At 55.6% G+C, this 13,569-nt stretch carries 12 protein-coding genes; 6 read left to right on the top strand and 6 right to left on the bottom strand.

Going from position 1 to position 13,569, the window contains the following annotated elements; genetic code table 11:
- Window positions 1-3: 3 nt before the first annotated feature.
- Entirely contained in the window at window positions 4-1,101 is a 1,098-nt protein-coding gene (gene bglB, locus BJF97_RS21370; protein ID WP_032693135.1) for a beta-galactosidase BglB, read from the bottom strand.
- Window positions 1,076-2,530 (bottom strand): MFS transporter, encoded by a 1,455-nt coding sequence (locus tag BJF97_RS21365; RefSeq protein WP_032693133.1) that lies wholly within the window; start codon window positions 2,528-2,530, stop codon window positions 1,076-1,078. The genes bglB and BJF97_RS21365 overlap by 26 nt, the downstream gene beginning before the upstream one ends.
- A gap of 422 nt (window positions 2,531-2,952) precedes the next feature.
- Here BJF97_RS21365 and BJF97_RS21360 point away from each other — a divergent pair, with 422 nt between their 5' ends.
- Window positions 2,953-4,311: a glycoside hydrolase family 28 protein gene (locus BJF97_RS21360; RefSeq protein WP_032693131.1), complete on the top strand. Its 1,359-nt coding sequence runs from the start codon at window positions 2,953-2,955 to the stop codon at window positions 4,309-4,311.
- Window positions 4,312-4,354: 43 nt separating this feature from the next.
- Here the strand turns inward: BJF97_RS21360 and purN are convergent, their stop codons facing one another.
- Together purN and purM are read right to left on the bottom strand one after the other, a co-directional pair.
- A complete protein-coding gene (gene purN / locus BJF97_RS21355; protein WP_014230347.1) occupies window positions 4,355-4,996 on the bottom strand; it encodes a phosphoribosylglycinamide formyltransferase in 642 nt (213 codons plus the stop codon).
- Window positions 4,993-6,030 carry a phosphoribosylformylglycinamidine cyclo-ligase gene (gene purM, locus BJF97_RS21350; protein WP_004853107.1) on the bottom strand — a complete coding sequence of 346 codons (1,038 nt, stop codon included), beginning with the start codon at window positions 6,028-6,030 and terminating at the stop codon, window positions 4,993-4,995. Before purM ends, purN begins: the two co-directional genes overlap by 4 nt.
- 265 nt (window positions 6,031-6,295) lie before the next feature.
- Here purM and bglK point away from each other — a divergent pair, with 265 nt between their 5' ends.
- The 5 genes from bglK to BJF97_RS21325 all read left to right on the top strand — a co-directional run bounded on the left by bglK (window position 6,296) and on the right by BJF97_RS21325 (window position 11,620).
- Window positions 6,296-7,189 carry a beta-glucoside kinase BglK gene (gene bglK / locus BJF97_RS21345; RefSeq protein WP_014230345.1) on the top strand — a complete coding sequence of 298 codons (894 nt, stop codon included), beginning with the start codon at window positions 6,296-6,298 and terminating at the stop codon, window positions 7,187-7,189.
- A 9-nt stretch (window positions 7,190-7,198) separates the two neighbouring features.
- Entirely contained in the window at window positions 7,199-8,629 is a 1,431-nt protein-coding gene (locus BJF97_RS21340) for a 6-phospho-beta-glucosidase (protein ID WP_032693130.1), read from the top strand.
- Window positions 8,630-8,811: 182 nt separating this feature from the next.
- Window positions 8,812-9,438, top strand: a complete 627-nt coding sequence (upp, locus tag BJF97_RS21335) for a uracil phosphoribosyltransferase (RefSeq protein WP_004123492.1) — start codon at window positions 8,812-8,814, stop codon at window positions 9,436-9,438.
- 95 nt (window positions 9,439-9,533) lie between these two features.
- Entirely contained in the window at window positions 9,534-10,823 is a 1,290-nt protein-coding gene (gene uraA / locus BJF97_RS21330) for a uracil permease (protein ID WP_004853099.1), read from the top strand.
- 95 nt (window positions 10,824-10,918) lie between these two features.
- Window positions 10,919-11,620, top strand: coding sequence for a DnaA inactivator Hda (locus BJF97_RS21325; RefSeq protein WP_211800913.1), 702 nt, complete (start codon window positions 10,919-10,921; stop codon window positions 11,618-11,620).
- Window positions 11,621-11,646: 26 nt separating this feature from the next.
- On the opposite strand, the gene arsC is transcribed toward BJF97_RS21325, so the two are convergent.
- Together arsC and bepA are read right to left on the bottom strand one after the other, a co-directional pair.
- The gene (gene arsC, locus BJF97_RS21320) at window positions 11,647-12,006 is read right to left on the bottom strand and encodes an arsenate reductase (glutaredoxin) (protein ID WP_004853095.1); all 360 of its coding nucleotides are present in this window, start codon (window positions 12,004-12,006) and stop codon (window positions 11,647-11,649) included.
- A gap of 9 nt (window positions 12,007-12,015) precedes the next feature.
- Window positions 12,016-13,479 carry a beta-barrel assembly-enhancing protease gene (bepA, locus tag BJF97_RS21315; RefSeq protein WP_032693128.1) on the bottom strand — a complete coding sequence of 488 codons (1,464 nt, stop codon included), beginning with the start codon at window positions 13,477-13,479 and terminating at the stop codon, window positions 12,016-12,018.
- Window positions 13,480-13,569 lie beyond the last annotated feature (90 nt).

The following is a 13,569-nucleotide window of genomic DNA, read 5'->3' as shown; positions in this document are numbered from 1 at the left end:
GTATTAACGCGTGCGGTATAAAGCCTCGACCAGGCTGAGCATCGCCAGCGCCTGGCCATATGGCATCGCAGTTAGGGGGATTCGTCGGTAATGGTCAAGGTCGTGTCCCATTGCCGTGCCAAATGAAACCTGGGTTAATTCTCCCTCCGGCGAGATATGCTCAATAATGCCTGCGATTGCTCGTTCGGCAACGGGTAGATAGCTGTCGTCGAGGTAGCCGAGACGTATCGCTTTCAGGATACCGGCTGCGAATCCCCCTGTTGCTGAGGCTTCAGCGTAGCTTGTTGCATCATCTAATAGCGTCGGCCATAGCCCGTTTTCACATTGACAGCGGGCGAGGGCGGATACCTGGCCCTGCAGGATGTTACAGAGCTGGCGATAGAAGGCGTCATGCTCATCAAGATTGAGCATTTCCAGTAGTTCAGGAATCGCCAGTGTTATCCAGCTATTGCCACGAGCCCATCGGGCACCGGCAAAATGATGCCTGCCGTCGAAATTCCAGCCGTGAAACCATAAACCACTTTTTCTATCCGTAAGGTAGTGAATGTGCTGTAGAAATTGAAATTTTGCTTCTTCTACCCAGTAAGGTTTTTGCAATAAAAGCCCAATCCTGGCCAGAGGCAGGACCGCCATCATCAAGGTGTCATCCCAGATTTGCTGATAATGCGCGTTTTCGTAGGTGACATGCTGCATGCAGCCTTCATCAGTGCGCGGAATCTGACGATAAAGCGCATCTCCCCACACTTCCAGATACGCGCGCCATTCGTGACGCGCGTCCTGCTGGTAGCGACTGGCAAGCGTCAAAAAAGGGATCGCGGTATTAATATTCTTCTCCGGCGTTCCTTCGGCGAAACGGGCGCTGAACCAGTCGTCAATAATCTGCCTGGCGCGAGATGAGCCGGTAAGTTCATGGTAGCGGTAGAGACCAAACAAGCCGATACCATGTGTCCATTCCCATCCAGCCCAGCCTTTTGTATCAATCACGCGCCCGTCAGGCAGGCGCTGCAGGAATTGACCATTGTCATCCTGAATTGCGGTGAGGCTATCGATCAGTTTTTCGATAAGACGGATGATTTCAGGATGGCTTATTTTCTGCGACATAGAGATTCCCTTGCGTTGTCGTTTCAGCTGTATGCTGCCAGTGGGTATTCATATGCGGATGCCCGGTAAGCAACTCTACGGTTTGTCGTACCTGCGTTGATGCATCTTCGGGTTTACCGCCAGACCGCAGACGCTCTAGCTCGAAGGTAAGCGTCTTATGACACTCCTGGCTTAGACGAAAGCGAAACGCGCCGTACATCGCCAGCAGAGTGAGTAAACCCGGTCCGATAAGGAATACCCACCAGATGCCGTTTAGCGCGGCGGCATCTTGCGACTCTGCGCCTTTGGTAAAGCCAAACGCCTCCAGCGCCAGTCCAACAATAAACAGGGCCAGCGCCTGGGAAAATTTGCGCGTTAGCATCATGACGCCCGCGTAAATGCCTTCACGTCTGACGCCGGTATAAGCTTCATCCACATCAGGTAAAAAGTTGTAGACGTTCCATGGGATAAGATAGGTTCCGCCGCGTGCGATGCCCATCACGATGGCCCCGCCGAATATGAATCCTGATAAATGGCTAATGGAGGCGGAAAGCTGGCTGAACCACAGTAGAGCGCACATAATCAGTGCAATTGCCAGTTTGTAGGCGTTGCCGTTGCCGATGCGAATACAAAGCCAGGTAAAGAAAGGGATGGCAAAAAATTGAAATAGCGTCATCAGGCTCATTGCCTGGGAAGCTAAGGATGCGCCGACCTGAAGTACATATGTAAGATAGTGCATAAACAGCGAGCCGAAAATATCCAGGGCGACGGCTCCGCCAACGTACATCATGATGTGAATGCGAAAAGTACGTAAACGGAAAGTTGAAGCCATTTCTCGATACAGCGAAATAATTGTTTTCCCCATCCCGCGCTGAGCCGAAGGCGGCGGGAGATTCTCCCGTTCCCAGGTTCCCCGCCAAACGAAGATCCACGGTAGGGCGAAGAGTACGGAAAAGACCAGGCCGATATATAAAAATGCCTGCGATTTATCGGCGACGTGCGCCAAAATTTGTCCTGGGATAAGTGCAGATAAAAACGCTGTCGCCTGGGCAAATAGCATCCGCGCGCCAGACATTTTTGAACGCAGATCGTAACGCGAGGTCATCTCCGCAGGCAGCGTATCGTAGGGCACCATCAAGAGGGTAAAAACGGTGCTGAATAACAAATAAGTACCAAGATACCAGGCATAGCCAAAACCGCTTACCCACATCAGGGCAAAGCAAAAGGAGAGCGGCGCGCCGATAATAAAGAATATTCGGCGTCGCCCCCAGCGCGTGCGAATATTGTCGGTGATATAACCCATGATCGGGTCGGTGATGCCATCCCAAATTTTGGCGATCGCAAAAATGGATGCTGCGGCGGCGGGAGAAAGGCCCGCCACTTCAATATAAAAATAAAGCAGCCAAAGCCCGGTGATCGTCATTGCCCCGCTGCCGAAGATATCGCCCATCCCCCAGCAGAGAATATTGCGTGTTTTTACTTCCCGTGGTGCCGTTACTGTCCTCGTCATTTTTCCTGTCTCTTCTGTCAGTAAAGAGGAAGTAGCACAGTAAAAGAGGTGAAAATTTTGCGGAATCGTCATTAAGGCGCTTTTGTTAAGAACTGAGAGCGGGGCGGAGAAAGCGGATTAAATGAAATAAATAGCGTGATATGGCCGGCAGTATTAGGACGGGCGAAAAAATGAAATGTGATAGCCATCGCTATTTCTGCGGAAGGAGCGAGAAGAAATGTGTCCGAAATCACAGATGAACTGCGGGAAAAAAGGACGTTGTGAGAACGGCGACAGATTACTTATGTCGATGCTGTTTTGCCCTACGGCGATCGATAATGACTGTGTTCAGATAGCATTCCCATTTCATCTCAGGAAATCCTATGAACATTTTTCTTTCAAACTGGCGCCCGCACGCAGATGGTATTACTCGCGACACTGAGATTTTTCAAAAAGCGCTGGATACCTTATCGCAAGCGGGCGGCGGTACGCTGGTGGTGGAAAGTGGAAAATATTACCTTGGCGGGTTACGCATGGGGTCAAACACCTGCCTGTGGTTGTCACCCGGTGCAGAACTCATCGTCAGCGATAATTATGCTGACTTCACCCAGGCAGTGGCCTTAAGCCGCGCAGAGTGCTCAGACCGGGCTTTCCTCTATGCCCAGGATGCCGAAAATATCTCGATTTGTGGGGGCGGTACTATTTACGGTAATGCCGATGGTTGGTTCTCCTCATCGGTTGATGATATGGGCTATCGCACGCCCGCCGAACAGCGGCCGCGCATGATTCTTCTGGAAAATTGCCAGCGGGTCAGGCTGGAAAATATCTGTATACACCATGCGCCGATGTGGACAATTCATCTTGTTTCATGTTCACAGGTGGTGATGGATGGCATTACCGTCGATAACGATCTGACAATGGCAAATACTGATGCGCTGGATATCGATAGCTGTCAGCAGGTACACGTTGCTAATAGTTTTTTTAGTGCGGCGGACGATGCAATTTGTCTGAAAACCACCGATAAACCGGCGGCTATCCAACGTCCTTTACGTCAGGTGACGATCGTCAATTGTACCCTGCGCTCAAAAAGCTGCGCTTTTAAAATCGGCACGGAAACCTGGCAAGATATTGAAGATATTGTGGTCAGCAACTGCACTATCTATGATTCGAATCGCGGTATCGGCCTGATTTCACGAGATGGCGGCCGGCTACGAAGAATGCTCTTTACCAGCATGACTTTTGAGTGTGTGGCGGCGCCAGCCTGTCACTGGGGGGAGGCGGACCCGATTTTCCTCTCCGCGCGCCGCAGGAATCCGCAGATCGAGCCCGGTGAGATTACGCAAATCCAGTTTCGTGGGCTTTGCGGAGAATGTGAAGGCGCCATCAATATGCACAGTGAAACCCCTTCCATGATCAACCGAATACGACTCGAGAGTATTCAGCTTACCCAGCGACTGCATTGCCACGGTCGGCAGGGGAATTATGATATTCGTCCGCCGTGTAATCCTCTTTCGCCAACAGGAATGGGTATCGATAACGCCTGGTGCCTCAACCCAGAAACGGGAAAGGCCTGGGGAGTCGAACCCTATCCCGGAGGGCTACCCGTCCTGTTTGCGCAGGGGGTTTCCGATTTAGTCATCAGAGAACTTGATTGGCAGCGTCCAGTTCCCCTACCGGCAGGCTGGAATACGCAAGCGCTGTGTCTGGAAAAATGCGAGCGGTCATCCGTGCGGGAAACCTGAGCTAATGAAAAACGCCTCCAGCGGACGCCAGAGGCGGGAAAGTTTACTCTTCTGCCGCATATCCCTGCGGTGGAAGAGGAACATCATCAAGCCAGGCTTCGTTTCCTTCCGCGCGCAGGCGGCCATCGACAAACCAGCTGATAGCCAGGGGATAGATATCGTGTTCCTGCGCCTGTACGCGGGCGGTAATGTCGTCCTCGGTATCTTCAGCGAAAACCGGCACCTTTGCCTGCAGAACCACCGGACCTCCGTCCAGCTCATCGGTCACAAAATGCACCGACGTCCCGTGCTCCTCATCGCCATTTTCCAGCGCCTGACGATGGGTGTGCAGCCCCGGATATTTTGGCAGCAGGGAAGGGTGGATATTCAGCATGCGCCCCTGGTAGTGGGCGACAAAAGCCGGGCTAAGAATACGCATGTAGCCGGCGAGAACCACCAGATCCGGCGCGTAAGCATCGATCTCGTGCATCAGCTCGCGGTCGAAAGCTTCCCGGTTGGCAAACTGGCTGGCGGCGAGCGCGTGAGCCGGAATATTGGCCGCGCGCGCGCGCTCAAGGCCGAACGCGTCGGCCTTGTTGCTGAAGACTGCACGCAGGGTGCCGTTGATTTTTTTCCGGGCGCAGGCGTCAATAATCGCCTGCAGGTTGCTACCGTTACCGGAAATCAGCACCACGATGTTTTTCATTCAATGACCACACGCTGTTCGGAATCAGAGGCTTTGATATACCCTATTTTCCACGCGCTTTCACCTTTGTCGTTCAGGAAGGCAATGGCTTTATCCGCCGCTTCCGCCGGCAGCGCGATGACCATGCCGACGCCGCAGTTAAAGGTGCGATACATTTCGTGGCTGCTAACGTTACCCGCGGTTTGCAGCCAGTTGAACACGTCCGGCCACTGCCAGGAGGATTCATCAATGACCGCCTGGGTGTTGTCCGGCAGCACGCGCGGGATGTTTTCCCAGAAGCCGCCGCCGGTCAGGTGGGCGATGGCGTGCACGTCAACGTTGGCGATCAGGTCGAGTACGGATTTCACATAAATGCGGGTCGGCGCCAGCAGATGGTCGGCCAGCGGCTTACCGTTGAGATCGGTGGTTTGCGGATCAACGCCGCTGACTTCGATAATTTTGCGCACCAGAGAGTAGCCGTTAGAGTGCGGGCCGCTGGAAGCCAGCGCCACCAGCACGTCGCCATCGGCCACTTTGCTGCCGTCGATAATTTCTGATTTTTCTACCACCCCAACGCAGAAACCGGCCACGTCATAATCTTCGCCGTGGTACATGCCGGGCATTTCCGCCGTCTCGCCGCCCACCAGCGCGCAGCCTGACTGCAGACAACCTTCGGCAATGCCGCTGATTACGCTCGACGCAGTATCGACATCCAGTTTGCCGGTCGCGTAGTAATCAAGGAAGAACAGCGGCTCTGCGCCCTGAACCACGAGGTCGTTTACGCACATAGCGACCAGGTCGATACCGATAGTGTCGTGACGCTTGAGGTCCATCGCCAGACGCAGCTTGGTGCCGACGCCGTCGGTGCCGGAGACCAGAACCGGTTCGCGATACTTCTGCGGCAGCGCGCACAGCGCGCCGAATCCGCCCAGTCCACCCATCACTTCCGGGCGGCGGGTTTTCTTCACCACGCCCTTAATACGGTCGACGAGAGCGTTGCCTGCATCAATATCCACGCCGGCATCTTTATAGCTGAGAGAGGTTTTATCGGTCACTGCGAAGTCTCCACGCGTTTGCGGTAGCAATAAAAAACGGCGCAATTCTAACAGGGATAGCAAACGTTTGCGAGCCTGCTTTGCAGCCGATGCAAAACGGCCGTTAAGTGCGCAAATTTGATACTGTTCACGAAAATGAAACCGGGTACATTCTTCTGCTTGCCAGCGTTGTCGGGAATAATCATCATGCCAGTGAAACCGGTTTCTTTCCTGATTTCTGGAGAGATAAACCGCGAATGTGATGGATTCTGGAGGAAAGCTGAGGATGAACATTGCCGCATTTGATATCGGTGGCACGGCGTTAAAAATGGGGGTAATGACGCGCGAAGGCACGCTGCTGGAGAAAGGAAAGCAGAACATCGTCGACAGCGACGGCGACCAGATCCTGCAGGCGATGCTGGCGTGGATCGCCGCTCACCCGGCGTGTGAAGGGGTGGCAATCAGCGCGCCCGGCTACGTTAACCCGCACACCGGCTTTATCGAAATGGGCGGCGCCATCCGTAAATTCGATAACTTCGCCATCAAACGCTGGCTTGAGCAGCAGGTTCGCCTGCCCGTGGCCATTGAGAATGATGCCAACTGCGTGCTGCTGGCCGAGCGCTGGCGGGGGAAAGCCGCCGACATGAGCAACTTTCTGGTCCTGACCATCGGCACCGGCATCGGCGGGGCGATTTTCTGTAATAACCAGCTGGTCCACGGCGCGCGCTTCCGCGCCGGCGAGTTCGGCTATATGCAAACCGCGCGTCCGGGCACCCGCGATGTGCGGCGCTATTCGATGAACGAAAACTGCACGCTGCGCGTGCTGCGCCATCGCTACGCTGAACATATCGGCAAGGCGCTGGATGACGTCACTGGCGAAGAGATTTTTGACCGCTACGATGCGGGCGACGCCACCTGTCGACGTCTGGTCGCTGAATTCTTTAACGGCCTGGGTACCGGGCTTTACAACCTCGTCAACTTATTCGACCCGCAAACGATTTTGATCGGCGGCGGGATTGTGGAACGACCGGGCTTTCTGGCGCTGCTGCGCGAACATCTGGCCTGGTTTGGCATTGCGGAATATATCGACACCGTCAGCCACGGCAACGATGCCGGGCTGGTAGGCGCGGTTTACCATTTCAATCAGCAATACCGGTCGCAGAGCGGCGACTGCGCATAGGGAGAGAACATGTCCGGATTTAAAGAAGGTTTTCTGTGGGGCGGCGCGGTGGCGGCGCATCAGCTGGAAGGCGGCTGGAAAGAGGGCGGTAAAGGGGTGAGCGTCGCCGACGTGATGACCGCAGGCGCGCACGGCGTACCGCGCGAAATCACCGATGGCGTGCTGCCGGGGAAAAACTACCCCAACCACGAAGCGATCGATTTTTATCATCGCTATAAAGATGACATTCGCCTGTTTGCCGAAATGGGCTTCAAATGCTTCCGCACCTCCATTGCCTGGACGCGCATCTTTCCGCTGGGCGATGAGCAAGAACCTAACGAGGCCGGGCTGCAGTTTTACGACGACCTGTTCGATGAGTGCCTGAAGCACGGTATTGAGCCGGTGATTACGCTCTCCCACTTCGAAATGCCGTACCATCTGGTGACGGAGTACGGCGGCTGGCGTAACCGTAAACTGATTGATTTCTTCGTCCGCTTTGCCCGGGTGGTATTTACCCGCTACCAGCACAAAGTGAAGTACTGGATGACCTTCAATGAGATCAATAACCAGGCCAACTTCCACGAAGATTTTGCGCCGTTCACCAACTCCGGACTGAAATATCTGCCGGGGGAGGACCGCGAGCCGGTCATGTTTCAGGCGGCGCACTATGAGCTGGTCGCCAGCGCGCTGGCGGTTAAAGCCGCCCGCGAAATTAACCCGTCATTGCAGATTGGCTGCATGATCGCCATGTGTCCGATTTACCCGCTGAGCTGCGCGCCCAACGACATGATGATGGCGATGAACGCCATGCATCGCCGCTACTGGTTTACCGACGTTCATGTGCGCGGCCGCTATCCGCAGCACCTGCTGAACTACTTCGAGCGTCGCGGTTTTGCGCTGGACATCACCGAAGAAGACCGCGTGGCGCTGACTCAGGGCTGCGTCGACTATATCGGCTTTAGCTACTATATGTCGTTCGCCACAAAAGCAACGGATGATAATCCGCAGCTGGATTACGATGAAAGCAAGAGTCTGGTTTCCAACCCGTACGTGCAGAAGTCAGACTGGGGCTGGCAGATTGATCCGGTCGGGCTGCGCTACTCCCTGAACTGGTTCTGGGACCATTACCAGCTGCCGCTGTTTATTGTGGAGAACGGCTTTGGCGCCATCGACGTGCGCGAAGAGGACGGCTCGGTGGATGACCAGTATCGTATTGACTACCTTTCCGCCCATATCGCCGAGATGAAAAAAGCGGTTGTTGAGGATGGCGTCGACCTGATGGGCTATACCCCGTGGGGCTGTATCGACCTGGTTTCCGCGGGAACCGGTGAGATGAAAAAACGCTACGGCTTTATCTACGTGGATAAAGATAATGAGGGCAACGGTACGCTGGCACGTAGCCGTAAGAAATCTTTTGCCTGGTATCAGCAGGTTATCGGCAGCAACGGCGAAAATCTATAAACGGCCGTAAAGCCCCATTCAGCCCCGCCTTCGCGGGGTTTTTTTATTTTGTCTTATACTGGCTCAGGCAGCGTAAAGCATTTTGGTTGATCCCGGTCAAACATATCGGCTATGGCGTAAAAGGAAAAAGGCGGTATAATCCGGCGATTTTTTTTGTGGCTGCCCCTCAGAGGAGAAAGAGAATGAAGATCGTGGAAGTGAAACACCCACTCGTCAAACACAAGCTGGGCCTGATGCGTGAGCACGACATCAGCACCAAACGCTTCCGTGAACTCGCCTCAGAAGTTGGCAGCTTACTGACTTATGAAGCTACTTCCGATCTGGCGACCGAAAAAGTCACCATCGAAGGCTGGAACGGCCCGGTAGAAATTGAGCAGATCAAAGGCAAGAAAATTACCGTAGTGCCGATTCTGCGCGCGGGTCTGGGGATGATGGAAGGCGTGCTTGAGCACGTGCCGAGCGCGCGTATCAGCGTGGTGGGCATCTATCGTAACGAAGAGACCCTTGAGCCGGTGCCTTACTTCCAGAAGCTGGTATCCAACATCGACGAACGCATGGCGCTGGTGGTTGACCCGATGCTGGCGACCGGCGGCTCCATGATCGCCACCATCGACCTGCTGAAAAAAGCGGGCTGCTCCAGCATTAAGGTGCTGGTTCTGGTGGCGGCGCCGGAAGGCATCGCCGCGCTGGAGAAAGCGCATCCGGACGTTGAGCTGTACACCGCGTCCATCGACCAGGGCCTGAACGAGCACGGATACATTATTCCGGGACTCGGCGACGCCGGCGATAAGATTTTTGGTACGAAATAAATGATGAAGTAGAAAAAGCCGACTTTGAGAGTCGGCTTTTTTTTGAATAAAACACACCAACAGCAATCAACAAACGACTCTCAGAGGAAAATGCCATGACGCGCCGTGCTATCGGGGTGAGTGAAAGACCGCCGCTTTTACAGACAATCCCGCTTAGTTTGCAACATCTGTTCGCCATGTTTGGCGCAACGGTACTGGTGCCCGTTCTGTTCCATATCAACCCGGCCACGGTACTGCTGTTTAACGGCATCGGAACGCTGTTATATCTTTTCATCTGCAAAGGCAAAATTCCGGCTTATCTTGGATCGAGCTTTGCGTTTATCTCCCCGGTGCTGCTTCTGCTGCCGCTGGGCTACGAAGTCGCTCTCGGCGGCTTTATCATGTGCGGCGTACTGTTTTGCATCGTCTCCTTTATTGTCAAAAAAGCCGGAACCGGCTGGCTGGACGTGATGTTCCCGCCGGCGGCGATGGGCGCGATTGTCGCAGTTATCGGCCTGGAGCTGGCGGGCGTGGCGGCGAATATGGCCGGTCTGCTGCCCGCTGACGGGCAATCGCCGGACAGCAAAACCATTATTATTTCGATGGTGACGCTGGCGGTGACGGTTTTCGGTTCGGTGCTGTTCCGCGGTTTCCTGGCGATTATCCCGATTTTAATCGGCGTCCTGGTCGGCTACGCGCTCTCCTTCGTGATGGGCGTCGTCGATACCACGCCCATCGCCGAGGCCCACTGGTTCGCGCTGCCGACCTTCTACACCCCGCGCTTTGAATGGTTTGCGATTTTCACCATTCTCCCCGCCGCGCTGGTGGTGATCGCCGAGCACGTTGGACATCTGGTAGTCACGGCCAATATCGTCAAAAAAGATCTGATCCGCGATCCGGGCCTGCATCGTTCAATGTTTGCCAACGGCCTGTCTACGGTGATCTCCGGCTTCTTTGGCTCCACGCCAAACACCACCTACGGCGAGAACATTGGCGTGATGGCGATCACCCGCGTCTACAGCACCTGGGTTATCGGCGGCGCGGCGATCATCGCGATTCTGCTCTCCTGTGTCGGCAAGCTGGCGGCGGCGATCCAGATTATCCCGCTGCCGGTAATGGGCGGCGTCTCGCTGCTGCTGTACGGGGTTATCGGCGCTTCGGGTATTCGCGTGCTGATCGAATCTAAAGTCGATTACAACAAGGCGCAGAACCTGATTCTGACCTCCGTTATCCTGATCATCGGCGTCAGCGGGGCAAAAGTGCATATCGGCGCCGCCGAGCTGAAAGGCATGGCGCTGGCGACCATCGTTGGCGTCGGGCTGAGCCTGATCTTCAAACTGATTAGCGTGCTGCGTCCGGAAGAGGTGGTTCTCGACGCCGCGGATAGCGAAGAAGCAAAACATTGATCCTTATACCGGGCGGCGATCCTGCCCGGTTCTCTCCTTGCGTATTTCTGTGCTAAACTCTCCGCGTTTTTCTGCAAGCCTATGTTGAGGTCCATCTGAACGCACCGGCACAGCTCTCTTTGCCACTGTATCTTCCCGATGATGAAACTTTCGCGAGTTTCTGGCCGGGCGATAACCCTTCTCTTCTTGCCGCCCTTCAGAACGTGCTGCGGCAGGAACATAGCGGATACATCTACATCTGGTCACGCGAAGGGGCGGGGCGCAGCCATCTCCTGCACGCGGCCTGCGCGGAGCTCTCCCAGCGCGGCGATGCGGTGGGCTACGTACCCCTGGATAAACGGACGTGGTTTGTTCCTGAAGTGCTGGACGGGATGGAGCACCTGTCGCTGGTTTGTATCGATAATATTGAGTGCGTAGCGGGCGATGAACTGTGGGAAATGGCGATTTTCGACCTCTACAACCGCATTCTCGAGTCCGGTAAAACCCGGCTGTTGATTACCGGCGACCGACCGCCGCGCCAGCTCAAGCTTGGCCTGCCGGATCTGGCTTCGCGTCTTGACTGGGGGCAAATCTACAAGCTGCAGCCGCTGTCGGATGAAGACAAGCTCCAGGCGCTTCAGCTTCGCGCCAGACTGCGCGGTTTCGAAATGCCGGAAGACGTCTGTCGGTTCCTGCTTAAGCGGCTGGATCGCGAAATGCGTTCGCTGTTTATGACGCTCGATCAGCTCGATCGCGCTTCCATTACCGCCCAGCGCAAGCTGACCATTCCTTTCGTGAAAGAGATCCTCAAGCTTTAGCGGGCCGCGGCCTGAGGATCAACAACTTAGTTAACGATTTCCAGAACCTGCTCCGGCGGGCGACCGATACGGGCCTCGCCGTGGCTAACGACGATAGGCCGTTCAATCAGCTTTGGATTATCAACCATCGCCTGGATCAGCGCATCTTCGCTAAGCTGCGGGTTAGCGAGATCGAGGGATTTATAGAGATCTTCTTTCTGGCGCATTAAGTCGCGCGCGCTGGCCATCCCCAGCATCTTCAGCAGCTGGCGCAGCGTGGCGGCATCCGGCGGCGTCTCCAGATAGAGCACCACTTCGGGGTCGATGCCGTTAGCCTTCAGCAGGCTCAGCGTGTCGCGACTCTTGGAGCAGCGCGGGTTGTGATAGATTTTGACCGTATCGGACATGAGGTCTCCTTACATTTTCTGGTACGGTTTGAAGCGTTCCTGCAGCTGACGCAGCTGATCGATACGCGCATCGTAGCGGGCCTGCTGCAGACTGCCTAATTTTACCTGTGAGCTGGCGCTGCTGAGCAGGGTAATGGCCTGATCGAGTCGGCCAACCAGCGCCATGCCTTCCGCTCGGGCTGCCAGCTCCTGATCGCGATTTCCCAGTTTAGCTTCCGCTTGCGCCAGCAAATCCCAACCATTGACGTCATCTTTATTATTGAAGGTATAGCGGTTAAGGATCGTCGCCGCTTCCCCCGGCTGCCCGCCTTCCAGCAGGGCGTTGGCGAGGTTGAGCTGCAGCACCGGATTAGTACGCAGCTCGCGGGCGCTCTTCAGGCGATTAATCGCGTCGGTGGCTCTCTTTTGCCCGAGATCGATATCGGTCGCCAGGTCAAGGTACCAGGCGTTCTGCGGTTCGGCGCTCAGCAGCGGCTGCAGCGTTTTGCGCGCCAGATCGTAGTTGTTGTTGCCCATTGCCAGCAGCGCGCGGCCGTATTGGGCGGCGTGCTGTTGGCGAATATTGCCTTTTTCCCAGCTGCTCAGCAGGTCATTGCCCAGCTTATTATCGCCGGAGGTGTACATGCCCAGCGTTCTGGCCTTCGCCAGGTAGAAGTCAGCGGAGGACTGCACGACAACCGGGCGCATCTGATTGGCGCGGTTACGGGCGTCGGCGAGACGGCTTTCCGGTAAGGGGTGGGTCAGCAGCATTTCCGGCGGCCGGGTCGAGTAGCGCGACTCGTCGAGCAGCTTACCCATAAACGCCGGCATTGCCTGCGGGTCGAACCCGGAGCGCTGAAGGACCTGAATGCCAATGCGGTCGGCCTCTTCTTCGTTTTGACGAGTAAAGCTGATCAGCCCCTGCTGGCTGCCCGCCAGGGTGCCGGTCAGCGCGGCCATTCCGGCCTGCGGGCTGGCCATCGCCAGCAGAATCGACCCCAGCGCGCCGACCCAGGTCAGCGGAGCGTTACGCTTTTGGTCTTCCATCGCGCGGGCGAGATGGCGCTGGGTGACGTGAGAAATTTCGTGCGCCATTACTGACGCCAGCTCGCTTTCGTTATCTGAATAGCGGAACAGTGCCGAGTGCAGTACGACGTTACCGCCGAAGAAAGCAAAGGCGTTTATTTGATCGTTATTAATCAGATAAAAGTGGAACGGGGTGCGAACGGAATTGGCGTGCGACACCAGGCGCATGCCTAAACCGTTAATATACTGCACCAGCAGCGGATCGTTGATTAACGGCGCGCTGCCGCGCAGCTGGCGCACGTAGTAATCTCCCATCTGCATTTCCTGGCCGATGGAGAGCGTGCTTCCTGCGGAGGTGCCCATGTCCGGCAGAGTGTCTGCGGTATCGGCAAAAGCAGGTAATATTGAACCCAGCGTCAGCGACGCTATGACGGTCGCCACCAGCGTTTTCTTCAACTGCCTGAACATAACCTCTGTCCTGTAATGTAGGTGTGCCAGTTTGACCGATTGTGCGGCGTAATGTTCCCTGACCGCAAGCAGGTCCAGCGAGTTTAGCCG

It is taken from the genome of Klebsiella sp. LTGPAF-6F (assembly GCF_001753185.1).
GTDB lineage: Bacteria > Pseudomonadota > Gammaproteobacteria > Enterobacterales > Enterobacteriaceae > Klebsiella > Klebsiella michiganensis.
The sequence above is the reverse complement of the archived record's forward strand: the minus strand, read 5'-3'. Positions and strand labels throughout refer to the sequence as shown.

Excerpts from the sequence above, each read along its gene's own strand:
- bglB (WP_032693135.1), bottom strand. The coding sequence starts at position 1,101 with ATGTCGCAGAAAATAAGCCATCCTGAAATCATCCGTCTTATCGAAAAA.
- BJF97_RS21365 (WP_032693133.1), bottom strand. The coding sequence starts at position 2,530 with ATGGGCGATATCTTCGGCAGCGGGGCAATGACGATCACCGGGCTTTGG.
- BJF97_RS21360 (WP_032693131.1), top strand. The coding sequence starts at position 2,953 with ATGAACATTTTTCTTTCAAACTGGCGCCCGCACGCAGATGGTATTACT.
- purN (WP_014230347.1), bottom strand. The coding sequence starts at position 4,996 with ATGAAAAACATCGTGGTGCTGATTTCCGGTAACGGTAGCAACCTGCAG.
- bglK (WP_014230345.1), top strand. The coding sequence starts at position 6,296 with ATGAACATTGCCGCATTTGATATCGGTGGCACGGCGTTAAAAATGGGG.
- BJF97_RS21340 (WP_032693130.1), top strand. The coding sequence starts at position 7,199 with ATGTCCGGATTTAAAGAAGGTTTTCTGTGGGGCGGCGCGGTGGCGGCG.
- upp (WP_004123492.1), top strand. The coding sequence starts at position 8,812 with ATGAAGATCGTGGAAGTGAAACACCCACTCGTCAAACACAAGCTGGGC.
- uraA (WP_004853099.1), top strand. The coding sequence starts at position 9,534 with ATGACGCGCCGTGCTATCGGGGTGAGTGAAAGACCGCCGCTTTTACAG.
- arsC (WP_004853095.1), bottom strand. The coding sequence starts at position 12,006 with ATGTCCGATACGGTCAAAATCTATCACAACCCGCGCTGCTCCAAGAGT.
- bepA (WP_032693128.1), bottom strand. The coding sequence starts at position 13,479 with ATGTTCAGGCAGTTGAAGAAAACGCTGGTGGCGACCGTCATAGCGTCG.